General features: G+C 64.7%; 22 protein-coding genes and 1 tRNA gene. 10 read left to right on the top strand and 13 right to left on the bottom strand.

All coding sequences use genetic code 11. The features are described from left to right. Nucleotides 1–299 precede the first annotated feature (299 nt). Nucleotides 300–1130, top strand: coding sequence for an undecaprenyl-diphosphate phosphatase (locus tag ACLFKU_RS14315; RefSeq protein WP_368585263.1), 831 nt, complete (start codon nucleotides 300–302; stop codon nucleotides 1128–1130). 119 nt (nucleotides 1131–1249) lie between these two features. Continuing rightward, nucleotides 1250–1326 (top strand) — tRNA-Arg (locus ACLFKU_RS14310). A 544-nt stretch (nucleotides 1327–1870) separates the two neighbouring features. On the opposite strand, the gene ACLFKU_RS14305 is transcribed toward ACLFKU_RS14310, so the two are convergent. From ACLFKU_RS14305 to ACLFKU_RS14265, 9 genes are all read right to left on the bottom strand, one after another. Further along, the gene (locus tag ACLFKU_RS14305) at nucleotides 1871–2272 is read right to left on the bottom strand and encodes a hypothetical protein (protein ID WP_410849529.1); all 402 of its coding nucleotides are present in this window, start codon (nucleotides 2270–2272) and stop codon (nucleotides 1871–1873) included. Nucleotides 2273–2373: 101 nt separating this feature from the next. After that, nucleotides 2374–2871, bottom strand: a complete 498-nt coding sequence (locus ACLFKU_RS14300; protein WP_410849528.1) for a hypothetical protein — start codon at nucleotides 2869–2871, stop codon at nucleotides 2374–2376. 180 nt (nucleotides 2872–3051) lie between these two features. Continuing rightward, complete coding sequence (locus ACLFKU_RS14295) at nucleotides 3052–3444, bottom strand: single-stranded DNA-binding protein (RefSeq protein WP_410849629.1); 393 nt, start codon at nucleotides 3442–3444, stop codon at nucleotides 3052–3054. 108 nt (nucleotides 3445–3552) lie between these two features. Then, nucleotides 3553–4755 (bottom strand): AAA family ATPase, encoded by a 1203-nt coding sequence (locus ACLFKU_RS14290; RefSeq protein WP_410849527.1) that lies wholly within the window; start codon nucleotides 4753–4755, stop codon nucleotides 3553–3555. Beyond that, on the bottom strand, nucleotides 4745–5542 hold the full coding sequence (locus ACLFKU_RS14285; protein ID WP_410849526.1) for a toprim domain-containing protein: 798 nt from the start codon (nucleotides 5540–5542) through the stop codon (nucleotides 4745–4747). The genes ACLFKU_RS14290 and ACLFKU_RS14285 overlap by 11 nt, the downstream gene beginning before the upstream one ends. Continuing rightward, nucleotides 5539–5871, bottom strand: a complete 333-nt coding sequence (locus tag ACLFKU_RS14280) for a hypothetical protein (RefSeq protein WP_410849525.1) — start codon at nucleotides 5869–5871, stop codon at nucleotides 5539–5541. The genes ACLFKU_RS14285 and ACLFKU_RS14280 overlap by 4 nt, the downstream gene beginning before the upstream one ends. After that, the gene (locus ACLFKU_RS14275) at nucleotides 5871–6086 is read right to left on the bottom strand and encodes a helix-turn-helix domain-containing protein (RefSeq protein WP_410849628.1); all 216 of its coding nucleotides are present in this window, start codon (nucleotides 6084–6086) and stop codon (nucleotides 5871–5873) included. Before ACLFKU_RS14275 ends, ACLFKU_RS14280 begins: the two co-directional genes overlap by 1 nt. A 208-nt stretch (nucleotides 6087–6294) precedes the next feature. Then, nucleotides 6295–6951: a hypothetical protein gene (locus tag ACLFKU_RS14270; RefSeq protein ID WP_410849524.1), complete on the bottom strand. Its 657-nt coding sequence runs from the start codon at nucleotides 6949–6951 to the stop codon at nucleotides 6295–6297. A 99-nt stretch (nucleotides 6952–7050) separates the two neighbouring features. After that, nucleotides 7051–8349 carry a tyrosine-type recombinase/integrase gene (locus ACLFKU_RS14265; protein WP_410849523.1) on the bottom strand — a complete coding sequence of 433 codons (1299 nt, stop codon included), beginning with the start codon at nucleotides 8347–8349 and terminating at the stop codon, nucleotides 7051–7053. Nucleotides 8350–8897: 548 nt separating this feature from the next. Between ACLFKU_RS14265 and ACLFKU_RS14260 the strand changes: the two genes are divergently transcribed. From ACLFKU_RS14260 to ACLFKU_RS14250, 3 genes are all read left to right on the top strand, one after another. Beyond that, nucleotides 8898–10463, top strand: coding sequence for a methyl-accepting chemotaxis protein (locus ACLFKU_RS14260; protein ID WP_410849522.1), 1566 nt, complete (start codon nucleotides 8898–8900; stop codon nucleotides 10461–10463). 113 nt (nucleotides 10464–10576) lie between these two features. After that, entirely contained in the window at nucleotides 10577–10960 is a 384-nt protein-coding gene (locus ACLFKU_RS14255) for a hypothetical protein (RefSeq protein WP_410849521.1), read from the top strand. Continuing rightward, nucleotides 10957–11406, top strand: a complete 450-nt coding sequence (locus tag ACLFKU_RS14250; RefSeq protein WP_410849520.1) for an NUDIX hydrolase — start codon at nucleotides 10957–10959, stop codon at nucleotides 11404–11406. Before ACLFKU_RS14255 ends, ACLFKU_RS14250 begins: the two co-directional genes overlap by 4 nt. 16 nt (nucleotides 11407–11422) lie before the next feature. Here the strand turns inward: ACLFKU_RS14250 and ACLFKU_RS14245 are convergent, their stop codons facing one another. Together ACLFKU_RS14245 and ACLFKU_RS14240 are read right to left on the bottom strand one after the other, a co-directional pair. Next, entirely contained in the window at nucleotides 11423–12412 is a 990-nt protein-coding gene (locus ACLFKU_RS14245; RefSeq protein ID WP_410849519.1) for a transporter substrate-binding domain-containing protein, read from the bottom strand. Between the two features lie 104 nt (nucleotides 12413–12516). Beyond that, nucleotides 12517–14241 (bottom strand): glutamine--tRNA ligase/YqeY domain fusion protein, encoded by a 1725-nt coding sequence (locus ACLFKU_RS14240; RefSeq protein ID WP_410849518.1) that lies wholly within the window; start codon nucleotides 14239–14241, stop codon nucleotides 12517–12519. 347 nt (nucleotides 14242–14588) lie between these two features. Here ACLFKU_RS14240 and ggt point away from each other — a divergent pair, with 347 nt between their 5' ends. Together ggt and ACLFKU_RS14230 are read left to right on the top strand one after the other, a co-directional pair. Then, nucleotides 14589–16394, top strand: coding sequence for a gamma-glutamyltransferase (ggt, locus tag ACLFKU_RS14235; protein WP_410849517.1), 1806 nt, complete (start codon nucleotides 14589–14591; stop codon nucleotides 16392–16394). A gap of 55 nt (nucleotides 16395–16449) precedes the next feature. Next, complete coding sequence (locus tag ACLFKU_RS14230) at nucleotides 16450–17007, top strand: RBBP9/YdeN family alpha/beta hydrolase (protein ID WP_410849516.1); 558 nt, start codon at nucleotides 16450–16452, stop codon at nucleotides 17005–17007. Between the two features lie 18 nt (nucleotides 17008–17025). On the opposite strand, the gene ACLFKU_RS14225 is transcribed toward ACLFKU_RS14230, so the two are convergent. Then, nucleotides 17026–18246, bottom strand: coding sequence for a CaiB/BaiF CoA transferase family protein (locus ACLFKU_RS14225; protein WP_410849627.1), 1221 nt, complete (start codon nucleotides 18244–18246; stop codon nucleotides 17026–17028). Nucleotides 18247–18568: 322 nt separating this feature from the next. On the opposite strand from ACLFKU_RS14225, the gene alaS reads away from it, so the two are divergent. Continuing rightward, nucleotides 18569–21193 carry an alanine--tRNA ligase gene (gene alaS, locus ACLFKU_RS14220; protein ID WP_410849515.1) on the top strand — a complete coding sequence of 875 codons (2625 nt, stop codon included), beginning with the start codon at nucleotides 18569–18571 and terminating at the stop codon, nucleotides 21191–21193. Nucleotides 21194–21356: 163 nt separating this feature from the next. Here alaS and ACLFKU_RS14215 read toward each other — a convergent pair whose 3' ends face one another. Further along, nucleotides 21357–22277 carry a LysR family transcriptional regulator gene (locus ACLFKU_RS14215; protein WP_410849514.1) on the bottom strand — a complete coding sequence of 307 codons (921 nt, stop codon included), beginning with the start codon at nucleotides 22275–22277 and terminating at the stop codon, nucleotides 21357–21359. A gap of 168 nt (nucleotides 22278–22445) precedes the next feature. On the opposite strand from ACLFKU_RS14215, the gene ACLFKU_RS14210 reads away from it, so the two are divergent. Together ACLFKU_RS14210 and ACLFKU_RS14205 are read left to right on the top strand one after the other, a co-directional pair. Beyond that, the gene (locus ACLFKU_RS14210; RefSeq protein ID WP_410849513.1) at nucleotides 22446–23684 is read left to right on the top strand and encodes a YbfB/YjiJ family MFS transporter; all 1239 of its coding nucleotides are present in this window, start codon (nucleotides 22446–22448) and stop codon (nucleotides 23682–23684) included. 87 nt (nucleotides 23685–23771) lie between these two features. Continuing rightward, on the top strand, nucleotides 23772–24803 hold the full coding sequence (locus ACLFKU_RS14205; protein ID WP_410849512.1) for a threonine aldolase family protein: 1032 nt from the start codon (nucleotides 23772–23774) through the stop codon (nucleotides 24801–24803). The last annotated feature ends 49 nt before the right edge of the window (nucleotides 24804–24852 follow it).

Here is a 24852-nt window from a genome sequence, read left to right as displayed (position 1 = left end):
TTTGTTCGGCATATTCACGGCTAGCACGTACTACTTCTTCCACTCGCTCAAGCGCTGATCCCGCTGGGTTCATTCCTCTGCGTTCGCAGTACGCGCGCGACGAATCCGCTGCCCGCTTCCTTGCCCTCGCGTAACAACCGTGTCGAGTTGTGACGCGGCGCGTCAATTTCTCTCCGAATGTGGTCTAACCGCTTGGCGCTGACTGTGCAGCCAGGCATAATCGGTGCGCCTTTTGACGCGCCGGCTTCCCTTTTGTGCGGCGCGCAGTTTCCCGACACTTTGCTTACAAGGACCGCCGCGTGAACCTGTCGTTTCTGATTTTTCTCAGCGTGCTGCAAGGCGTGACCGAACTGTTTCCGGTGAGCAGCCTTGGCCACACGCTGCTCGTGCCAGCCCTGTTCGACATGCACATCGACAAGCATGCGCCGCAGTTGCTGCCGTTCCTCGTCGCTCTGCATCTGGGCACCGCGTTCGCGCTGCTGTGGTACTTCCGCGAGCGCTGGTGCGCGCTGGTGCGCGGTTTCTTCGCGTCGCTCGGCGGCCGCCGCAACGACGACGGTCACATGATGTGGGCGCTGATCATCGGTACGATTCCGGCGGGTCTCGTCGGTCTCGTGCTGGAAAAGCGCCTCGAGGCGATTTTTCACGATCTGCGGATCGTCGCGTTTGCGTTGATCGTGAACGGCGTGCTGCTGTGGTTCGGCGATCGCCTGCAACGCGCACGCGCGCATCGGGCACCGGAAAAGCTGACGTTCCGCCAGGCGTTCTTCGTCGGCCTCGCGCAGATCGGCGCGCTGATTCCGGGCTTCTCGCGCAGCGGCCTGACGATGATCGCCGGCAATGCGGCCGGCCTCACCACCGAGAAAGCCGCCGAGTTTTCGTTTTTGCTCGGCACCCCCATCATTTTCGCGGCTGGCGTACTCGAACTGCCGAAGCTGCTCCACGCGCCGAGCCAGCTTGCCGACGCGGCACTCGGCGGCGTGCTGACCGCGATCGCCGCTTACCTGAGTGTGCGTTTCCTGATGCGCTATTTCGAAGGCCGCGGGCGTCTCGCGTCGTTCGGTTTGTACTGCGCGATCGCGGGGATCGTGTTCCTCGGCTGGTTCATGCTGCATCCGCAGCCGGTCTGAGCGCGGCGGGCGATCGGTTATAATCCGGGCCCGGTTGTTTGCAGGTCAGTTAGAATTTTAGTTTGTGCGAAATCGGGCGGCTCGCTGCGAGTGCCGGTTTCATGCAGATAGCGATCCATACGGCAGTAGCTCAGCTGGATAGAGCATCGGCCTTCTAAGCCGAGGGTCGGGGGTTCGAGCCCCTCCTGCCGTACCAGTAAAATCAAGGGGTTGCAGCGATTCGGCTGTAACCCTTTTGTCTTCTCGGTCTGCGTGTAGGCACCATGTAGGCATTTCGTGTCGATGGCCTACATGGGGCAGTGCTTACGCATCCATTCGGTTCCAAGCGCACCCGTTATACAGGGACCCCAAGGCCCCTTGTAGCCGTCTTCTTGCGGCGGCCCGCCATATATGCCGCCACCAGGGCCGGTATAGAGACCACCCCCAGGACCCTGATAAACCCCGCCACCAGGCCCGGCGTACATACCCCCACCCGGACCCTCATATAGTCCTCCTCCGGGCCCTTCATACAATCCACCACCGGGCCCACTGTACAGACCGCCGCCGCGCTCACCATGGACCTCATCTCCCGGCCCCCCGTAAAGTCCGCCGCCCGGGCCGCTGTAGCACGCGCCGCCGGGGCCCGAATAGCCACGACAGTTAGCGTATTCATATGCTGTAGCTTCATGTGGGACGGCAAGCGCCAAACAGCCCCAAGCCGCCAGCATTGCAGCGAAGGTATTCCGCATCTTTTTCCTCGCCTACCGAGTTATCTGAAGGTCGTACGCGTTGCCGTCGTCGGTCAAGCACGCGCCCGTGCCTTGCTGTGTCCAGCCGCTGAATGAAAATACGCACCGCAGGTTGTGACCGTCGGCTGATTGGGCAAGCACGTTGCCATTCCCGACAGCACTAACACCGATAGCGCTTCCCGTAGCAGTCTGCCCACCGGCAAACGCCGTACCGAGCGAGAAAGAGCCACCCTGCACGTACACGTAATGGCCGATGTAAGTTTCGTCGGCTAGCGTGACCGTCACGGACTTGTCGATTTGTTTGGCGGTCCCGTGAGCCATCGGTCCAGGCCCACGCGGCATCAGTGCAAGGTCATACGTTGCGCACCCTTGAAGTCCCACGACAAGCGCTACACACAGCAATTTCTTGTTCATCTTTCCCCCTTTCATTTCCTTCGGCGAGGAAAGTAGCACGGCACGGCCGACCACCAAGCGCCGAAAAGAGGGGTATTTGCCCGTAGGTCCGCGCACCACTGCTAGGAGAAGTCCGCGAACGGCCCAAACATTCGCCGCGCGGTTGCAACGAAGGCACGGTCACGTGCTTCCTCGACGCACCACAACTCATCCAGCAGCCGCTCGCGGGTCTCACCCGTCATCCGCTTGCGTGACTGCAACCGCGCCTCGATTTTCGATTGCTTGCGCCACAATCGGCCTAACTCATCCTCAGACTGGCTGAGGTAGGCAAGCCGGAAGCATAAGCGGCAGGCTACCTGCTTTGACAGATACAGTATCGCCGCGCGCCGCCGACAGTACGGGCAGACGAACCAGACGCGCGCGCCGCCATAGTTGCATGGTGTCGTGTCGGTTGCGATGCGCTGTTCTACGACCTCGCCGTTTCTCCGATAGCAAACGCTAAGGCCGCCGTCATGCGTGCCAATTTTGATACTGGCAGTCACCACGCCTTCGTCGTCCTTCCACTGCCAGCCGTATGCTATCCCGGCCCGAAGCAGCCCCTCACGATTCAGCCGCCGCACGTCAATAGACCGTAGCGCGGTCGTTTTTGCCTTCAGGGCTGGTCTGCCCGCGCCCCACCTCATGCCCCCTTTGCCCATCCCATCCTCACAGAATACGAAATCATCAGCCGGAACAACCCAAAATTTCGCCGGAAAAATCCCGAAAAGCCGCGCCAGTGTTGGCTTTGCGCCGTTCTGGAATCAAAAGTCGTCCGGCATATTGCACAAGTCACCGCCATTCGTTGCCGGCCCGCGTTCGTCGCCCGCTTGCTGATTCACTGCCTGCCGCTTGCGTTTGACGTGATAGGCCGTCAGTACGGCATGCGCCACCATGTCGAGCGCCGGTTTCGCATCGCCGTTCTTGTCCGTCCACACCTTCGGCGTAAGTGTCCCGGCCAGCGCCACGCTGTCGCCGTCGTCGAGCGCCAGCAATGCCGCTATCGCCTTGTCATCAAAGGCAATCACATTCACGAAGAGCGTCTCACCGTCGCCAGTGGCGGCGCGCACCTTCGCGGTCACGAATGCCCTACCGGTCTGCCCCGTGCGGCTCTGCGCCGTGCCGTACAGCTTCCCGCTTACCAGTCCGTCAATCATCGTCATCCCCTCAAACTGAAGGCAGCACGGCACGCGCCGCCAGCCAGATACGTACCAAAAACAGCCGCACGCGTGGGCAATTCAACTTGGCCAACATGTGATGTTGATTCACGCGCGTACGTCGCCCCCTTGATTGATTGGAGGGGTCAAGGTGTCCAACGTGTCCAACCTTTCAACGTTGGACAGGCTGGCCAACTTGGGCAGACTCCAATACCATTTGCCACCCTCGCCGGGGCGCTTCTTCACGCCTAACGCATCAGACGCGCGCCGTACGGTTCGCCACGCAATGCCAGCGGCCCTAGCTTCGGATTCGACCGTCTTGGACGGCACTACGTCCCCGCGAAGAACGTGCCGCAAAAACTCAGTTGCCGAATCAAGCGCGGTTTCGGCCTCGCTGTCGTGCTCGCTCGGGTCCGTGAGCAGTTCGCGAGCTGTCCCGGCCACCGAAGCGCCCCATGCGACACGCGATGCATGAATACCCGGTACAGGCTCGCACTGCTCCAAGCGGTATTCAAAGCCGCCATCGTCCGGCCCGATGTTGGACTTGGCGCGCGCCACTACGCGCCGGTCCTCGCCGTCCTCGCCTTTCACTTTCGCGGCCACCAGCACTACGCGGGCCACGGCGGTAAAGGCCACCGAACCAACCACTCGTTGCGCCGGGTCCGCACCTTGTCCACCCTTGGAGAAGTGCGTGATACCGATAAGCGCAGCATCCATGCTCGCGGCGAGGTCCACCAGCGGTTGCAGTGCGCGGCGCGTCTCGGTGTTCTTGTGACTGTCGCCCGTCACGGCGGACACAATCGGGTCAACGACAATCAGCCGCACATTGCCGATGCGTTCGCATTGCTCTGTGAGTGCCAGCATGTCGCGGGCTGGGTCGAAGCTCTGCACCTCGCCATTCAGTCGCGTTCCGTCCACGAAGAAAACTTGCGAGCGGTCAGCCCCGGCAGCTAGCAGACGCGGCAGCAACGTATCTTTGGGGTCGTCCTCACCGGACCACACCAGCACGTTACCGGCAGCACAGCGCGAACCATCCGGCCAGCGTCCGCCGCATGTAACGGTCGCGGCCAGTCCAAGTGCAATGGTCGTTTTGCCCTGTCCCGGCGCACCCGCGAGAATGTGCAGCTTCCCGGAAGCGAGCCAACCATTCCAAAGCCAGCTAATCGGCTCAGGCTTCAGGTCGGCACCATTCACGAGAATCACGCCGTCGCGCACCGGTTCGGCTTTCGTGACGCATCGTGCATTCGCCACAGCAAGCCGCACAGCCTCCGCACCGCCAGCCATGGCCACATCGTTCAGGTCACGCCCCATATTCCACCCCCGCGACCATTACCATCCGGCCAGCGTTGGCCCAACGTTGCGCGCACGCATTGGCGGCAGATTGGCCCGCAGCGTCATGGTCCGCACCGATAACAAGTGATTCGATACCCGCCAGTACCGGCAGCGCCTTCAAGTTTCCAGCGTCGATGCACGCCCATACTGGCGCATGCCCCAACGCGAGTGACAAGGCAGTTTCGATGCCTTCGGCGATGCTCAGCCCAATGGTCACGGCTTCGTCCGGCCACAGGCGCACTACGCCGCCCGCCTTGCGATGCCCGCCCAGCAGCAGGCGCGGCGGGTCAACGTGCGCCTTCGCGGTTGCGGTAATCCACGTCCGATGCAGGGTCAGCGGCTGGCACGTCACCGCATCGGTAACGAGCGCAACGAGCGCGGGACCTGCATAGCCGGTCGGATGCTTCAGCGAAGGATGCCAACGGATGCCACCATCGGCAGGCGGTATGCGGCAGGCACGCGCGGTCAGATAGTCGAGCGCGACGCCCGCCAGCGGCCTGCACGCCGCCCACAGGTCGCGCCCGTAGTCGCTTAAGGTTTCATGCTTTGCGCGCATTGATACGGTCTTGGACGGCTTGCTGGAGGTCACGACGCGCGCACCATCCTCCGGGCGATAGTTCGCCACATGCTCGCACCTAAAGCAATGTGCGACGCCCGAGCCGTAGGGTTCGATGGTTACACCAAGGGTTCTATCTCGCGGACCACGACCGCAATTCGGACATGGGATGCGATAGCTACCAATTTCGTAGGATGACCAGGCAATCATACGGTCCTCCCATCGCGCTTGGTGAGCCAACGGGAGATTTCGCGGCGGTCGCGTGCACTCAGCGCGTATATGCCGCGTCGGACTTCAAAGCCGTCGCGGTCGATACACGGCACCATATGACAAGGGACTTCAAGGCAGCGGCGGCGCAGTTCCGCGATAAGCTCAGGCCCGTTGCTGCATCCTGCGGTGCGGTCCAACTCCTCACGCGGCATTGGGCGGCGCAGTAACCCATGAATTGCGCGCAGGTGACGCGGGTTCGACGTTCCGGTAAAGTGGCGCTCGCTCTCTGCGCTCGTCGGCTCTGTCTGGCGGGCGTTTTCTTTTTCCATTACGCCACCTCGCCGCTCAGAAGCGCCTGAATGTCGGAGACACGCCAAGCGAGACGTCCATTGATGCGGACAGGGCGGATTGGGCCGTTTTCGAGACAGGCCCACTTGCGAAGGGTCTGCGGTCGGCGGTTAAGCGCGGCAGCGGCTTCGTCGGTCGGTAGAACCGCCTCGATGCCGTGCGCCCCGCGCGCCGCGTTAGTTGGTGTTGCGTGCATCGTCATTTCCTTTCCGCAGTGCGCGGATTCGTTGATAACGATGCAAATTCAATTAGTGGGAAACGTGGGAAATGCAGGCCGGCAAGGGAAAATAAAAAAACCGGCAAACCCTTATGGATGCTGGCCTTTACGCAGATTCCGTGAGGCGGGAAATATCCCCATCATGGTATTTCCCGTTTTTCCCACGTCTCCCAAGTTTCCCACGCTGTCACTTCGTTTGTTTTGCCCACCAATTGTCGCCTTGAAGCGCGTCGCGTTTGATGGTTTGATGGTTGTCGATTCGACCGCGCGGACCGTGTATCTGCCGCCTCTGCATTTCGGCCATGACTCGTTTCGAATAGCCGTCTAGGCTGTCCCTGCATTTGGCCGCAGTATCGCGCGCGAAAAACTCATCCGCGATTTCCCTCGCCTGCTCCTGCCAGCTTTTGGCCGCGAGTGCCGCGCCTGATTGATTGCCTGCCGTAGCGTGTGCCGATGCCGACGGGCTCACGGATTCAGGTTGGGCTGCGGGTGACGAGTTTCCAGCCAGCGCTCGCAACTCGTCCGGCACATCCCATTGCGCCACTTCACTGGCAAACCGCGCAAACTCTGCCAGGCGAACACCGCAGCTATATCGCTTACCCATAACCAGCGCGCCGCCTGAGGGAAAATGACTGGTATTAAGAATGTTTGCACAGGTCACATCTAGACGGTCCACAAACTCTTCTGACTCTGCGAATGGGTGACGCGCGCCCATCCATGCTTGACGGTTGAGTGTGACTTTGTCCGGCTCAATGTCAAGAGAGAGTGCAATTGCCTGCCAGACCTCCACCTCCGGGATAAGCCTCCACTTAGCCCACTTGGGCTTTCTTTCAGTAGTCTTCATTAGCGCCCTTCATGCGCAAGCCTTCGTATTGGGGCACCAGACAGGCGGGCGAAGGTATCCCGCTTTTCGGCCCGTCGGCCTAGTCTGGCGCGTAACCTGTCAGGTGTTCACCGCCCGCAATCCGGGCTTTGCCTCCTCGGCGTCAAACTGAATGCCGGCCTGGTCGAGCATCCACACTTCTATCTTGTCGTGCCACATGCGCAGCAGGTCGAGCGGGCGGCGGCGGTAATGCTTTTCAGCGAGCGCGCTTGGCTTGTGGCCCATGAGTTGCGCACTGATACCGGACGGCATTTCCACCCATTCACAGAGTGTGCCGAACGAACGGCGCAGGCCGTGCAGGCTCACATGAGGCAGGCCAGCGCTTGCGAGAGCCTTCGTGTGAGCGATGCGCGGCTCGGCAATCTTTCCATCGGTGGCGGCGGGGCTGGAAAACACCCATTCATTGCGGCGCGGCAGGGCGGCCAATAGGCTCGCGAGATATTGCGTCAGCGGAATGACGCGCGAGCCTTCCACCTTGTCGGCAATGGAAAGGGAGCGCCACTGGAAATCGACATCGGTCCAGCGCAGGCCCGCGAGTTCTTCGCGGCGCGCGCCTGTCAGCAGCAGCCCTTGCAGGTACGCGCTGATAACCGGGTTGCCAATCTTGCGCACGGCAGCGAACCACGCCGGGAGTTGCTCACGCTGCAAACAGTCATCCTTTGCCTTCGGGCGGGGCACTGCGTCGCGCACGCTGCGTGCCGTGTATGCGCCCTCGGGCACAAGGTCCCGATAGTCCGCGCGCTCGGCGCACCAGCGAATAAACGCGCGCAGCTTGCGGTAAGCCTGCTCGGCATTCGTCGGGCGATTCTGTGACTCTGATTCGAGCCACGCGGCCACCGTCTCGGCGGAGAGGCTTGATAGCTTCAACAGCATGAGCGGCGCGAGCGGCCCCGCCACGGTCAATCCATCGCCCCGGCGCTTTTTCTCGCCGCCAGCCTGGGCAAGGTGTTGGTGGTCGAGCATGTGGCGCTCGCTCCACTTCGAGCGCTGCGCGTCGAGATAGGCGGTCCACGCCTCGCTCACGGTCGCATCCTTGCGTCGGGCCTCAAGTTTGCGGGCCTCATGGGCGGCGCGTCGCTCGGCGGCTTGCTCGCGCGGGTCTTTGCCATCATCGATTGCGGTCTTCAGGCGGGCCGCTTCAGTGCGGGCCTTGTCGAGCAACCACGCCTTCGCGTCGCCAATGGTGATTCGCACCGTCTTGCCGAACAGGCGCGATTCGAAGACGTAGGCACGCGCACCGGCTGGCGTCACCCGTAAGCCAAGCCCCGGCGTCTTGGCGTCCCAGTAAATCGTCTGCGTCTTACCCGGCGTCGCCTCGAATGACGCCACCCGCGCCGCCGTGAAATTGACCTTTGCCATCGCCCATCGCTCCGTGTAGGCACCGTGTAGGCAGATTATGGGGCAATCAATCAACACAGGTCAATTTGTATGGATAGCCAAAATCTCGTGAAAGCCTTGCAGGTATGGGGTTTCATGGATTATTGGGTATCGCGGTCAACACGTGTAAATGCGGACTTGCGCGGCCTTCTAAGCCGAGGGTCGGGGGTTCGAGCCCCTCCTGCCGTACCAGAATCATCGAAAGGGTTACAAGCCTCGCGCCTGTAACCCTTTTTGTCTTTTTTGCTGTCTTTTAGCACCACGCGCGCAACGGTTGAACGCCACGCCGAGCGTGTTTCCTGTAGATCCGCCCATCCTTCATGATCACCGCGAGATTGCTGCCCGGATCGTCGAGCAACTGATATCGGCGCGCGGGCCCGGCTGACGATCAGCAACTCCCCGACGTCACACGCACGTTGTCGTTTCCATCATCGAATGGCTCGCTTCGGGTGTTTCCCGACTCAGGAAATCGCGCGCGACGCCGTTAGTTCAACAGAACCGTTTGACGCGCCGCGATTGGAGGAATCAGCGTGAACCGACTCAGCCTCAACACCAAACTCTGGCTCGCGCTGCTGATCACGTGGCTCGGTCTGCTCGGCCTCGGCGGCTGGGCCGCGTGGCAGTCGCGCGCGACGATGCTCGCCGAGCGCAAATCGGCGGTGCAGAACGTCGTCGAGAGCGCGTACGGCATCGTCGCCGACTACGCGCAGCGCGCCGACCGGCGCGAGCTGACGCCGGAACAGGCGCGGCAGCAGGCGCTGGCGCGCCTGTCCGCGATGCGCTACCCCGGCAGCGGCTACATGATCGTGACGACCGCGACGCCGGTCGTGATCATGCACCCGGTGCTCGCCGATCTGCGCAACAAAGACGTGTCGCACTACGCGGACACCGACGGCAAGCTGCTGTTCGTCGAGATGGTCAAGGTGGCGCAGGCGCAGGGACAGGGCTTCGTCGATTACATGGGACGCCTTGCTGGCCACAACGAGCACGTGCCGAAGATCAGCTTCGTCAAGCGCTTTGCCGCGTGGGACTGGTATCTGATTTCGGGCGTCTACGTGAACGACATCGACGCGGCGTTCCGCGCCGACCTGCTGCGCTATCTGCTGACGATCCTCGTGATAGGCAGCGTCAGCACCATCGCGCTCGTGCTGATCATCCGCAACGTCAAGCGCAGTCTCGGCGGCGAGCCCGCCTACGCGGCGAGCGTCGCGGAGACGATCGCCGACGGCGATCTATCGTGCCCCGTCACACTGGCCGGCAACGATCAGGAAAGCATGCTGTTCGCGATGCAGCGCATGCAAAGCCGCCTCGCCGACGCGATCAGGCGCATTCGCGGCGGCACCGAAACCATCACGGTCGCGGCGGAAGAGATCGCCGCCGGCAATCTCGATCTGTCGGCGCGCACGGAACAGCAGGCGTCGTCGCTCGGCGAAACGGCCGCGAGCATGGAGCAGCTGACGGCGACCGTCAAACAGAACGCCGACAACGCGCTGCAGGCCAACCGCATGGCGCACTCCGCGTCGCAACTCGCGGGCGAGGGCGGCGAGGCCGTGCAGCACGTCGTCGCGAATATGCAGAGCATCGCGGAGAGCTCGGCACGCGTCGTCGACATCATCGGCGTGATCGAGAGCATCGCGTTTCAGACCAACATCCTCGCGCTGAACGCGGCCGTCGAAGCCGCGCGCGCCGGTGAAGAGGGTCGCGGCTTCGCGGTCGTCGCGGGCGAGGTGCGCAATCTCGCGCGCCGCAGCGCCGATGCGGCCAAGGAGATCAAGACGCTGATCGAGGATTCGGTCGCGCGCGTCGGCAGCGGCAAGGCGCTCGTCGAGAAAGCGGGCGGCACGATGGACTCGCTCGTCGATGCAGTGAAGCGCGTGACCGACATCATCAGCGAGATTTCCGCCGCGTCCGACGAGCAGCGCCGTGGCATCGAGCAGGTCAATCTCGCGATCGCGCAGATGGACGAGACCACCCAGCAGAACGCGGCGATGGTCGAGCAGGCGGCGGCCGCCGCGCAGTCGATGCAGGAACAGGCGCAGATGCTGCGCGACGTCGTCAGCACGTTCCGCCTGCAGGGCACGGCCGCGGCGCATTGATGGCCGCGTCGATGGCGCGCTGCCCGCAGAAGTGTGCATGCTATGCTTTTGAGGTCAGGATCAAAAGCCGCGTGCGCCCGTGCGCGCCGTGCGCACTTCAAGGAGAGTCCCACATGTCGACGCGAACCCGTGTGCTGTTCCGCCTCAGTGCCGCGAGCCTGCTGCTCGGCGCGGCGATCGGCACGCAAGCCGCGAACCTCGCCTTTCTGAACGACACGCCGATCACCTACATGAAGCAGCGCGACAACGACTCGATCAAGCACGCGGTCATGAGCGCGCTCAATGACAGAAAGGACGGCGACAGCTTCACGTGGGTCAACGACGGCACCGGCAATAGCGTGAAGATCGACGCGACCATCACGATGGACAGCACCTCGACCGACGGCGGGCGCACTTGCCGCATCCTCGGCGTCGTACTCAATGCGAAAGGGCAATCGATGAACCTGCGTCCGAACTTCTGCAAGGTAGGCGGCGCCTGGCAACTGCAGAAGCGATGAGCCCGCGAATCGTCTCGTGCGGAATCGTGCTGCTCGATCCCGACGGACGCGTGCTGCTCGCGCACGCCACCGAAACGTCGCACTGGGATATTCCAAAAGGGCAGGGCGAGAACGGCGAGGCGCCGCACATGACCGCGCTGCGTGAGATGGTCGAGGAAACCGGCATCGCGCTCGAGGCGGGCCGCCTGAAGGATCTCGGCCTGTTCGTCTACCGGCGCGACAAGGACCTGCATCTATTCGCGGCGCGCGCGAGTGCCGGCGAACTCGATCTGAGCGTGTGCACCTGCACGTCGCTGTTTCCGCGCCGCTCGGACGGCACACTGATCCCCGAAATGGACGACTACCGCTGGGCGTCGATCGACGAGGTCCCGCTGTATGCGAGCCGTAGTCTGACGCGGCTCTTCGAGACGACGCTGTCGCTCGCGGAGCTGCACCGGTCGCTATAGACGGCGCGCGCCGCGTTCAGTCGAGCGCGCGGTCGTTAGGATGCGCGAACAACGCGCGGTTCTGCTCCGACAGCGGGAAATTGACATTGATGCCGCGCGGCGGAATCGGCTGCGTGAACCACTGCCGGTACAGACGCTCGGCGTCGCCGGACGTCTGCGAGCGCACGATCACGCGATTCACGAGCGCGCGAAACGGCTCGTCGCCCTTGCGGAACATGCACGCGTACACCTCATAGCCGAGCGGCGCACCCGTCACGATGAAATCGTCGGGATGCGGGTCGGTCGCCTTGAAACCGTAGACGATCGGCTCGTCCATCACGAACGCCACCGCGCGGCCGTCTTTCATTGCGTTGAAGGCTTCCTGATGGTCGCGCGCGCTCATGATGCGCATGTTCAACTGCTTCTCGGTGTTGAGGCTGCGCAGCAGGCGCTCGTCGGACGTGCCCGCGGTCGTCACGACCGGCTTGCCGGCCAGATCGGGGAAGTCGGTGATGCCGCTGTTCCTGCGCGTGATCATGCGCACCGCGTACTGGAACAGGCTGTCCGAAAACGCGGCGACGTTTTCGCGCTCGACCGTGTGCGTGGTCGAGCCGCATTCGAGATCGATCTGGTTGTTCAGCAGCATCGGCGTGCGGTTCGACGAAGTCACCGTGATTTCGTGAACCCGCAACTGCGCCATGCCGAGCGTCTTCCGGATTTCATCGACGATCTGCATCGCGATCGCCTGCGAGTAGCCGACCGTGCGCTTGCCGTCGAAGTACGAGAACGGGATCGATGCCTCGCGCACGCCGAGCACGACGACGCCGTCGTCGTGGATCTTTCTCAGCGTACCGGTCAGTTCATCCGCGCGTGCCGGGCCGGCGAACGCGACCACACCGCAGGCGACGAGCGCAAGCAGCGCGCGGTGCAGATCGCGCACGAAGCGCGGCAAGCGTGAGCCGCGCGGACTCCTTGCGACGCAAATGCTACTTTCAGTCCCATCCCCGCGGCGGACTGCAACCTTCATCGGACCTCCCGGACCGGCGCGCCCAGGCGAGCGCGCATGAGTGTCGATCGAATCTCAGGCAACCGGTCTGGGCCCGGCAACGCCGGGCCGTCGCTGACGTGAGCTTAGGCCGGCTTGCCCCAACTGTCGCGCAGACTGACGATGCGGTTGAATACGGGCTTACCCGGCTTCGAATCGACGCGATCGGCAACGAAGTAGCCGTGGCGCTCGAACTGGTAGCGCTGCTCCGGCAGCGCATGGCGCGCGCCGGTTTCGAGGTAGGCGTGGACCACGCGCTTCGAGTCCGGATTCAGTGCTTCGAGGAAATCGCGGCCGCCGGCGTCCGGTTGCGGTTCCTTGAACAGCCGGTCGTAGATGCGCACTTCGGCCGGGCACGCAGCCGCGGCGCTGACCCAGTGGATGTTGCCCTTGACCTTGTAATTGTTCGCGCCTTCGGTGCCCGATTTGCTGTCCGGGAAGTAGTTGCAATGCACCGCGACGATGTTGCCGTTCTCGTCCTTGTCCGCGTGCGTGCATTCGACCACGTAGCCGTAGCGCAGGCGCACCTTGTTGCCCGGGAACAGACGGAAGTAGCCCTTCGGCGGCGTTTCCGTGAAATCCTCGCGCTCGATCCACAGCTCGCGGGAAATCGGAAACTCGCGCACGCCCTGTTCCGGATGATGCGGATGCACCGGCGCGTGGCACGGCTCGGTGAGGCGTTCGGGGAAGTTGTCGATGATCAGCTTGACCGGATCGAGCACGGCAGCGATGCGCGGCGCCTTCTCGTCGAGATCGTCGCGCAGCGCGCCTTCGAAGACGCTCATATCGATCCACGAGTCGACCTTGGTCACGCCGATGCGCTCGCAGAACAGCTGGATCGATTCGGGCGTGAAGCCGCGCCGGCGCACCCCGACGATGGTCGGCATGCGCGGGTCGTCCCAGCCTTCCACATGGCCTTCGTTGACGAGTTGCAGCAGCTTGCGCTTGCTAGTGATCGCATAGGTCAGGTTCAGGCGCGAGAACTCGATTTGCTGCGGCAACGGACGCTTGAAGATGCCGGCTTCGGCGAGCTCGTTCAGGATCCAGTCGTACAGCGGGCGGTGATCTTCGAATTCGAGCGTGCACAGCGAATGCGTGATGTTTTCGAGCGCGTCCGAGATGCAGTGCGTGTAGTCGTACATCGGGTACACGCACCAGGTGTCACCGGTACGGTAGTGATGCGCGAAGCGGATGCGATAGATGACCGGGTCGCGCATGTTGAAGTTCGGCGACGACATGTCGATCTTCGCGCGCAGCACGTGCTCGCCTTCCTTGAACTCGCCCGCCTTCATGCGGCGGAACAGGTCGAGGTTTTCTTCGACCGAACGATCGCGGAAACGCGACGGCGTGCCGACTTCGGTGGCCGAGCCACGGTTCGCGCGCATTTCCTCGGCCGACTGGCTATCCACGTACGCCTTGCCGCGCTGGATCAGCAGCTCGGCAAACTCGTACAGCTTGTCGTAGTAGTCGCTCGCGTAGTACAGATGTTCGGTGCGGTCCTTTTCCCATTCGAAGCCGAGCCAGCGCACCGAGTCGATGATCGACTCGACGTACTCGACGCTTTCCTTCTCCGGATTGGTGTCGTCGAAGCGCAGATGGCACACGCCGCCGTAGCTGCGCGCGACGCCGAAGTTCAGGCAGATGCTCTTCGCGTGACCGATATGCAGATAGCCGTTCGGCTCCGGCGGGAAGCGCGTTTCGACGCGCTGGCTCCATTTGCCGGTGCGGTTGTCGTCGTCGATGATGTTGCGGATGAAATTGGATGCCGTGGGCGCGTCGTTGCGGTCAGCGTCTTTGCGTTCGGTATTCATGCGAGAAGGTGAGAGTCCGTGGGGCGCGCAATGCGCCCGCTTAGCCGACAATTCTACCTGACGAGCCCGCTCGCGGCAGGCGCTTGCGGCGCGCAGCCAACGGCGGGGCGGGTCTGGCGCGGATGCCGCAGTCGCCGAAGCAGGCGCGCGGGGCTGTAACAGGAGGTAAAACGGGTTGGCGGCGCGCGACGCGCCGACTTAGGATGCGCTGCTGCGCGCGGCCCGCGCACCCGCGCTGGGCCTTCGCGCGGGGCGGGCCGCCTGAGCTGTCCACGCTGTCCTTCATCGCTTGCACGAGGCTCCTTTGCTCGTGCGCCATGCTCGCTTCGTTGCCGGAGTTCTCCCGGATGTCTATCCCGATGCACGGCGCGTTTCGCGCGCCTTTTGCCGGCGCTTTGGCTAGCGCCCGATTTTCTAGCGGTACTCGTCGCGTGCTCGCTTCGGCCTGGTTTGCCGCGCTTGCCGTGAACGTGGCCGCGCCGCCGTCCGCCGCCGCGAAAACAGCGGCGCCGAAGCCGCCGCTCGATGCGTCGGCCGTCGCCGCGCCCGATGCCTACAGCGCCGACACCGCGCAGCAGATCTTCGCCGAAGGCGGCAACGCGGTCGATGCCGCGGTCGCGATGGCCTTCACACTCGCCGTCACGCGGCCCGATGCGGGCAACCTCGGCGGCGGCGGTTTCATGACGCTGCTGGTCGACGGCAAGCCGTATTTTCTCGACTATCGCGAGCGCGCGCCGCAGCAGGCGAACCGCGACATGTACCTCGACGACAAGGGCAACGTGGTGCCGGGCATGAGCACGGTCGGTCATCGCGCGGCGGCTGTGCCGGGCACCGTCGATGGTATGTGGCAAGCGCAGCGCCGCTTCGGCAAGCTTAAATGGAAGCAGGTGCTCGCGCCCGCGATCCATTACGCGACCGACGGCTTCCAGGTCGGCCCGCGCCTGCAGCAGCGGCGCGACGCGGCCGCGAAGGGTTTCGCCGGCAAGACCAATTTCGACGCCTATTTCGGCAACCTGAGAACGGGCGCGACGCTGCGCCAGCCGGAACTCGCGCAGACGCTCGGGCGAATCGCGAGCGACGGCGGCCGCGAGTTCTACGAGGGCCGCACCGCTCAAATGATCGCCGCGCAGATGTACGGCCACGGCCTGATCACGAGCCAGGATCTGAGCCAGTACAAGGCACTGTGGCGCGAGCCGCTCGCAGCCGACTGGCACGGCTACCGCGTGATCACCGCACCGCCGCCGAGCTCGGGCGGCATCGGGCTGATCCAGATGCTGAAGATGCGGGCCGCTCTGCAGCCGGCGTTCGACGGCCTCGCGTTGAATTCGGCGCCGTACATCCATCTGATCGCGCAGATCGAGGATCGGGTGTTCTCGGACCGGCAGCGCTATATCGGCGACCCGGACGCATCGCCGGTGCCGGTCGCGAAGCTGATCGACGACGCCTACGTCGCGCAGCGCGCGGCCGAAGTCAAAACCGACGAAGCGCCGGGCGCGGCGCCGGTGAAGCCCGGCGCTGACGGCGCCGAGGCCACGGAGAAGGCGCAAACCACGCATTTCTCGGTAGTCGACAAGTGGGGCAACGCGGTGTCGAACACCTACACGCTGAACGGCGATTTCGGCTCGGGCGTGGTGGTGGACGGCGGCGGGTTCCTGCTGAACGATGCGATGGACGATTTCTTGATCAAGCCGGCCGGCGCCGGGGCGACGGGCGCGTCGGGCGCGGCCTCGGCATCCGGCGCCGACGATGCCGAGCCGGACACGATCGCGCCGGGCCGCCGCCCGATTTCGTCGATGACGCCCACGCTGCTGCTGAAGGACGGCAAGATCGCGCTGGCGATCGGCACGCCCGGCGGCTCGCGCATCCTGACGACGATCTTCCAGGTGATGACGAATCTCTCCGACTTCGACATGTCGCCGACGGACGCGCTCGCCGCGATGCGGTTCCATCATCAGCTGCTGCCGCAAAAGACGATCTACTTCGAGCCGTACCATCCGGCGCCGGATGAGCTCGCCACGCAGCTGAAGGCGCTCGGCTATACGGTCGAGCAGCAGCCGTACAACGGCGACGTGCAGATGATCCGCGTGAACGGCACGACGCCCGAGCCCGCGAGCGACCCCCGTGGTGCCGGCGTGGCACGCGTGATACGGTAGACGCCCCGCCGCGCTATCCCGCGAGCGGGCCATAAGCCGAACACGGGGAAGCACGATGACCGAACAACCAACCACACTCGTACTGCCGGGCTATCTGGACTCCGGCCCAGGCCACTGGCAAACGCGCTGGGAAGCGCTCGATCCCGCGTTCCTCCGCGTGCGGATGCCGGATTGGGACCACCCTTCGCGAGACGCCTGGTGCCGCACGCTGGCCGCGACGCTCGACTCCCTCGACGCGCCGGTCGTGTTCGCCGCTCACAGCCTCGGCTGTCTGACCACGGCGTTCTGGGCCTCGCGGTACGCGAGCGCGGCGCAACTCGCGAAGGTGGCCGGCGCGCTGCTGGTCGCCGTGCCCGATCCGGCCGAAGCGCATTTCCCGCGGGACGCGACCGGCTTTGCGCCGGTGCCGCTCGAACGCCTGCCGTTTGCGACGATCGTCGTGGCGAGCAGCGACGATCCTTATGGCGGCGTGCCGTTTTCACAAACCTGCGCGAACGCGTGGGGCAGCCGCTGGATCGAGATTGGCGCGCGCGGCCACATCAACGCCGATAGCGGCCTCGGCGATTGGGACGAGGGGCGCAGCTGGCTGGCTTCGCTAAGGGCGCCGCGCTGAGTCTCGTCGCATCGTCGATCAGATCACCGCCTTTCGCTTCAACTCCGCCATCGTCTGCGCGTCGTATCCGAGCAGGTCGCGCAGCACACGCTCGGTGTGCTCGCCGAGCAGTGGCGGATGGCTCAGCGCCTGCGGCGGCGTGCCGGTCATGTTGATCGGATTGCGCACGAGCTTGACCGTGCCGCCCGACGGATGCGGCAGATCCACCTGCAGACCGCGCGCGACCACCTGCTCGTTGTCGAACACTTCGTCGAGGTTATTGATCGGCCCGCACGGCACGCCGGCCGCTTCGAGCGCCGCGATCCATTGCTGCTTGCCTTGCAGACGGACCATGTCCGCGAGCATCGGCACGAGCAGTTCGCGGTTGCGCACGCGCGCGGGGTTGGTCGCGAAATGGTCGTCGTCGGCGAGCTCCGGGCGGCCGCCCACCTCGACGAACTTGCGGAACTGGCCGTCATTGCCGACCGCGACGATGATCCAGCCATCGCTCGTCTGGAAGGTCTGGTAGGGCACGATGTTCGGATGCGCGTTGCCCCAGCGCACTGGCGGCTGGCCGCTCGCGAGGTAGTTCGAGTTCATGTTGGCGAGCATCGCGACCTGCACGTCGAGCAGCGCCATGTCGATGTACTGGCCTTCGCCCGTGCGATCGCGGTGCGTGAGCGCGGTCAGCACGGCGATTGTCGAGTACATGCCGGTCATCAGGTCGGCGATCGCGACGCCGGCCTTCTGCGGGCCACCGCCCGGCTGACCGTCGCGCTCGCCGGTAATGCTCATGAAGCCGCCGATGCCCTGCACGATGAAGTCATAGCCGGCGCGCTGCGCATACGGCCCGGTCTGCCCGAAGCCCGTGACCGAGCAGTAGATCAGGTCGGGCTTCACCGCTTTGAGCGATTCGTAGTCGAGGCCGTACTTCTTCAGCTGGCCGACCTTGTAGTTTTCGAGCACGACGTCGCTTTGCGCGGCCAGCTCGCGCACGATCCGCTGGCCCTCGGGCGACGCGATGTCGAGCGTGACCGAGCGTTTGTTGCGGTTCGCCGCGAGATAGTAGGCGGCTTCGCGCGTGTCCGCGCCGTCCGGCGTCTTCAGATACGGCGGCCCCCAGTGGCGCGTGTCGTCGCCGACCTCGGGGCGTTCGATCTTGATGACGTCGGCGCCGAAATCGGCGAGCGTCTGCGCGCACCACGGACCGGCGAGCACGCGGGTGAGATCCAGCACGCGGATATGACTGAGAGCGCCCATGTTCCTGAATGTCTCCTGATGGTTGCAGGCCGCGCGGCGAGCCGCCATGCGCAATTTCGCGCGACGTTTCGTGGAAGTCATCTTAAGCGATTCCCGCTCGCGGGCGCAGTCAGCCGAACGTCATAGCGCCGATCGGACGATCGGACGCGCGCGTGTCGCAGCGCGCGCATGCCGTGCTGGCCGGATCGCCAGCCAGGCGGCGCGCGGTGCCGCGCACGCGTGCCGATCCCGTATAATCAGTCGTTTAAAGAAACAGACAGTTGGCGCATCCCATCGACCGCCAGTCTTCGTCAGGAACCGTCAGGACCGTCCCCCGCACGCTATGAAAGCCGCTGATATCCGCGAGAAATTCCTCAAGTTCTTCGAATCGAAGGGCCATACGATCGTCCGTTCGTCGAGCCTCGTGCCCGGCAACGACCCGACGCTGCTCTTCACCAATTCGGGGATGGTGCAGTTCAAAGATGTGTTCCTCGGCGCGGAGTCGCGTCCGTATTCGCGCGCCACGACCGCGCAGCGCAGCGTGCGCGCCGGCGGCAAGCACAACGACCTCGAGAACGTCGGCTACACCGCGCGTCACCACACGTTCTTCGAGATGCTCGGTAACTTCTCGTTCGGCGACTACTTCAAGCGCGATGCGATCCACTACGCGTGGGAACTGCTGACCGAAGTCTACAAGCTGCCGAAAGACAAGCTGTGGGTCACCGTCTACCAGGAAGACGACGAAGCGCACGACATCTGGGCGAAGGAAGTGGGCGTGCCGGTCGAGCGCATCATCCGCATCGGCGACAACAAGGGCGCGCGCTACGCGTCGGACAACTTCTGGCAGATGGCCGACACCGGGCCGTGCGGTCCGTGTTCGGAAATCTTCTACGACCACGGCCCGGACGTGTGGGGTGGCCCGCCGGGGTCTCCCGAGGAAGACGGCGACCGCTACATCGAAATCTGGAACCTCGTGTTCATGCAGTTCAACCGCGACGCGCAGGGCAACATGACGCCGCTGCCGAAGCAATGCGTGGACACCGGCATGGGCCTCGAGCGTATCGCCGCGGTGCTGCAGCACGTGCACAGCAACTACGAGATCGACCTCTTCCAGGCGCTCATTCAAGCCGCTGGCCGCGAAACCGGCGTGACCGATCTGACCAACAACTCGCTGAAGGTGATCGCCGATCACATCCGCGCGTGCTCGTTCCTGATCGTCGACGGCGTGATTCCGGGCAACGAAGGCCGCGGCTACGTGCTGCGCCGCATCGTGCGCCGCGCGATCCGCCACGGCTACAAGCTCGGCAAGAAGGGTTCGTTCTTCCATCGCCTCGTCGCCGACCTCGTCGCGCAGATGGGCGAAGCCTATCCGGAACTGGCACAGGCCGAGAAGCGCGTGACCGACGTGCTGCGTCAGGAAGAAGAGCGCTTCTTCGAGACGATCGAGCACGGCATGTCGATTCTCGAAGCCGCTTTGGCCGATCTCGACGCGAAGGGCGGCAAGACGCTCGACGGCGAACTCGCGTTCAAGCTGCACGACACCTACGGCTTCCCGCTCGACCTGACCGCGGACGTCTGCCGCGAGCGCGAAGTGACGGTCGACGAACCCGCGTTCGACGACGCGATGGCGCGTCAGCGCGAGCAGGCGCGCGCGGCGGGCAAGTTCAAGATGGCCCAGGGCCTCGAATACTCGGGCGCGAAGACCACGTTCCACGGCTACGAAGAAATCGTCTTCGACGACGCGAAGGTCGTCGCGCTGTATGTGGACGGCGCGTCGGTGCAGCAGGTGCAGGCCGGCCAGCCGGCGGTCGTCGTGCTCGATCACACGCCGTTCTACGCGGAGTCGGGCGGCCAGGTCGGCGACCAGGGCGTGCTCGCGAACGCGAGCACGCGCTTTGCCGTTGCCGATACGCTGAAGGTGCAGGCCGACGTGGTCGGCCATCACGGCACGCTCGAGCAGGGCACGCTGAAGGTTGGCGACGTCGTCAAGGCGGAAATCGACGCGGTGCGCCGCGCTCGCACGGCGCGCAACCACTCGGCCACGCACCTGATGCACAAGGCGCTGCGCGAGGTGCTCGGTTCGCACGTGCAGCAGAAGGGCTCGCTCGTCGACGCAGACAAGACCCGCTTCGACTTCGCGCACAACGCGCCGATGACGGACGAACAGATCCGCCGCGTCGAGGAAATCGTCAACGCGGAAGTGCTGGCGAACGCGCCCGGCATCGTGCGTTTGATGTCGTACGACGATGCGGTGAAGGGCGGCGCGATGGCGCTGTTCGGCGAAAAATACGGCGACGAAGTGCGCGTGCTCGACCTCGGCTTCTCGCGTGAGCTGTGCGGCGGTACGCACGTGAATCGCTCGGGCGACATCGGCTTCTTCAAGATCGTGATGGAAGGCGGCGTCGCGGCCGGTATCCGCCGCGTCGAAGCGATCACCGGCGACAACGCGGTGCGCTACGTGCAGGAGCTCGAAGCGCGCGTCAACGCGGCAGCGGCCGTGCTGAAGGCGCAACCGGCGGAACTCACGCAGCGCATCGGCCAGGTGCAGGACCAGGTGAAGGCGCTCGAGAAGGAACTGAGCGCGCTGAAGTCGAAGATGGCGTCGAGCCAGGGCGACGAGCTCGCGGGCCAGGCGATCGACGTCGGCGGCGTGCACGTGCTCGCGGCAACGCTCGAAGGCGCGGATGTGAAGACGCTGCGCGAAACGGTCGACAAGCTCAAGGACAAGCTGAAGAGCGCGGCGATCGTGCTCGCGTCGGTCGAAGGCGGCAAGGTCAGCCTGATCGCCGGTGTGACCGCCGACGCCAGCAAGAAGGTCAAGGCGGGCGAACTGGTCAACTTCGTGGCCCAGCAGGTGGGCGGCAAGGGCGGTGGCCGTCCGGACATGGCGCAGGCTGGCGGTACCGAGCCGGCCAACCTGCCGGCGGCGCTCGCGGGCGTCAAGGGCTGGGTCGAAGCACAGCTTTGAATCTGATGGTCGGTTGAGTCCGGCTCGACGCGAAGTCGAGCCGGGTTCGACAAAGGGGCCACGCGGCGCGCCAGCAGTATCGGCGCGTTGTGTGGCCCCTTCGCTTTTGCCGAAGCCGATCGGCTTGCGTCGAACCTCTTTGCCGGCGCGGTGGATTCAACGATCAGACCGCATTGGTATCCACGGGCGCCGCCGCATCCGCGTCGGCCGTCCCTTCCTGCGACGCGACCAGCGCGCGCCGCAACGCGTTGAGCGCCGACGAAAATTGCCCGCGTCGCCAGAGCAGCAGCGTGTCGATGATGCCGATATCGGGCAACTCGTGCACCGCGATATTGCTCGTGTCGGGCTGCAGATCGAGCACCGAGCGCGGTGCGACCGCGACGCCCGCGCCGGCCGCCACGCACGCGACGATCGCGTGATACGAGCCGAGCTCCAGCACGCGCTCCGGCCGCACCCCGTGCTCCAGATACCACTTCTCGATATACGCGCGATAAGCGCAGCCGCGCTCGAACGCGATCAGCGTCGATAGCGCGATGTCCCGCACCTCGCGGATCGGCCGATGGCCGCGCGGCGTCAGCATCACGAGTTCTTCGCGGAAGATCGGCACGGTTTCGAACACATCGCCGAGCGTCACAGGATCGAGCGGCGTCGCGACCAACGCCGCATCGACCTCGAACTCGCGCACGCGCTCGATCAGCCTGCCGGTCGTGCCGGTCTCCAGCTCCAGTTCGACGGCCGGCCATTGCTGGTGATATTGCGCGAGCAGGGCCGGCAGACGCGTCGCCGCGACGCTTTCCATCGTACCGAGACGCAGCCGCCCGCTCGGACGATCCTCGCGCACCGCGTGCCGCGCCTCGTCGGCGAGCGCGAGCAGCCGTTCCGCGTAGGGCAGCAGGGTCTCGCCGGCCGGCGTCAGCACGAGCCGGCGGCCGTCGCGGATGAACAGCTCGGTGCCGAGCTGCTCCTCGAGTTGCTTGATGCGCGTGGTCACGTTCGATTGCACGCGATTGAGCTTCGCCGCAGCGCGCGTCACGCCGTTTTCGCGTACTACCGCGCGAAAAATCGTCAGAGCAGCCAGATCCATGATTCTCTCCCGGCGATGAATTACATCCTAATTATTCATTTTTCGTGATCGAAAGGTCAAGCTAATATGGATTCACCCCATCGCTGCTTGACCGTCCGACATGAACGACCTGGCTTCCCACGCGTACCGGCGCTTTCACGAACCGCACGCCGCCCGGCGCTCGCCTGCATGGCCGCGCTGGCCGTCGCGCTCGGGATCGGGCGCTTCGCATTCACGCCGCTGCTGCCGCTGATGCTGCACGGCGCAGCGCTCGGCCAGCCGCACCTCGATATCCAGCATGGCGGCTGGCTCGCGTCGTTCAATTACGCCGGCTATTTCGTCGGTGCGATGACCTGCGCGGCGCTGCGGGCAGAGCCCGCGCGGATGGTGCGCGTCGGACTCGCCGCGACCGTGCTGCTCACGCTCGCGATGGGCGTCACCGGCCAGTTCTGGGTGTGGGCGCTGGTGCGCTTCGTCGCCGGCGCGGTCAGCGCATGGACCTTCGTGTTCGCGTCGCAGTGGGGCTTGCGGCGGCTCGCCGAACTCGGCGCGCATGCGTGGAGCGGGGTCATCTACACCGGGCCGGGCGTGGGCATCGTCGGGACCGGCTTGCTGGTCAGCGTCGCGGGCGGCTATGGCGCGGTGGTCGGATGGATCGGCTTTGCGGTGATCGGCGCGGTGCTGACCGTGCTGGTGTGGCCCGTGTTCGCCGAGACAGGGCGCGTGGGGGCAGCGCGGCCTGCCGTGGCGAGCTCCTCGGCAGCAAAATCCGCCACTGGATCACGCACTGGCGCAAACCCGCCGCCCCGTACGGCCGGCGTTCAGACGAGCCATGCCGTCCACCGCAGCGACGCGTTCTGGCTGGTGCTGCTCTACGGTATCCCGGGCTTCGGCTACATCATCACCGCGACCTTTCTGCCGGTCATCGCGCGCCACGCGTTGCCGGGCTCGGCATGGCCGGACCTGTTCTGGCCGATGTTCGGTGCCGCGCTGATCGTCGGCGCGTTGCTCGCCGCGCGTTTGCCGTTGCATTGGGACAACCGCACGCTGCTCGCAGGCTCATATGTGCTGCAGGCAATCGGCATCGCGTTGGGCATCGTGTGGCCGACGGCGGGCGGGTTTTCGCTCGGCAGCATCCTGATCGGCCTGCCGTTTACCGCGATCACGCTATTCGCGATGCGCGAGGCGCGGCGGCTGCGCGGCGACGATGCGGCCGGGCTGATGGGTTACGCGACGGCGGCCTATGGCATCGGACAGATCGCGGGTCCGTTGGTGGCAGCGCCGATTGCCGCCCACACGGGATCGTTTTCGCTGGCGCTGTGGCTCGCCGCGGGCGCGCTGCTGGCGGGGGCGGTAGGGCTGATCGCGGTGATGCGCGTGCCGCGCGGCCCGCGCCGTGGCCGCATGCCGGATTGCGGTTGCAACTAGCGCCTGAAAACAAATCTCGCACGAGCGCACTAAAATGACCGCTTTCCGTCATTCCCTCGCGCCTGTCGCCGGGCGCGTCGCTCGACCATGCAACATTTCGCGTCCGACAACTATGCCGGCATCTGTCCCGAAGCGCTCGACGCGCTGATCGCCGCCAACAACAGCGGCCACGAGCCGGCCTACGGCGACGACTCCTGGACCAACCAGGTCTGCGACCGTCTGCGCGACCTGTTTCAAACCGATTGCGAAGTGTTCTTCGTGTTCAACGGCACGGCGGCCAATTCGCTCGCGCTCGCGTCGCTGTGCCAGTCGTACCACTCGGTGATCTGCCACGAACTCGCGCACATCGAGACCGACGAATGCGGCGGTCCGGAGTTCTTTTCAAACGGCTCGAAGCTGCTGACGGCGCCGGGCATCGGCGGCAAGCTCACGCCCGATGCGATCGAGTCCATCGTCACGCGGCGCGCCGATATCCACTATCCGAAGCCGAAGGTCGTCACGCTGACGCAGTCGACCGAGGTCGGCACCGTCTACAGCGTCGAGGAAGTGCGCGCGATCGCCGCGATCGCGAAGCGCCGTCATCTGAAGGTGCACATGGACGGCGCGCGTTTCGCGAACGCGGTCGCCGCGCTCGACGTGCATCCGTCGGAAATCACGTGGCGCGCGGGTGTCGACGTGCTGTGCTTCGGCGGCACCAAGAACGGCCTGCCAGTGGGCGAGGCGGTGGTGTTCTTCGACCGCGCGCTCGCCGACGATTTCGCTTATCGGCTCAAGCAGGCGGGACAGCTGGCATCGAAGATGCGTTTTATTTCCGCGCCGTGGCTCGGCCTGCTCGACAACGACGTATGGTTGCGCAATGCGCGTCACGCGAACGCGATGGCGCGTCTGCTGGAGGCGCGGTTGCAGGAAATCCCGGGCGTGAGCATCATGTTTCCGAGCGAATCGAACGCGGTGTTCGCGCAGTTGCCGCCGCATGCCGCGAAGACGATGCGCGCACGTGGCTGGAAGTTTTACGAGTTCATCGGCGCGGGCGGTTGCCGGCTGATGTGCGCGTGGGATACGCAGCCCGAGACGGTCGAGCGTTTCGCCGCCGACGTACGCGAACTGTGCGTCGCGTGAGCGAAGACGCGTGAAGCTGCCGGAGCCTGAGTGACTGCCGGCGCCTCGC

Source organism: Paraburkholderia sp. EG304, from assembly GCF_046543485.1.
In the GTDB taxonomy this organism is placed as follows: domain Bacteria; phylum Pseudomonadota; class Gammaproteobacteria; order Burkholderiales; family Burkholderiaceae; genus Paraburkholderia; species Paraburkholderia youngii.
The sequence above is the reverse complement of the archived record's forward strand: the minus strand, read 5'-3'. Positions and strand labels throughout refer to the sequence as shown.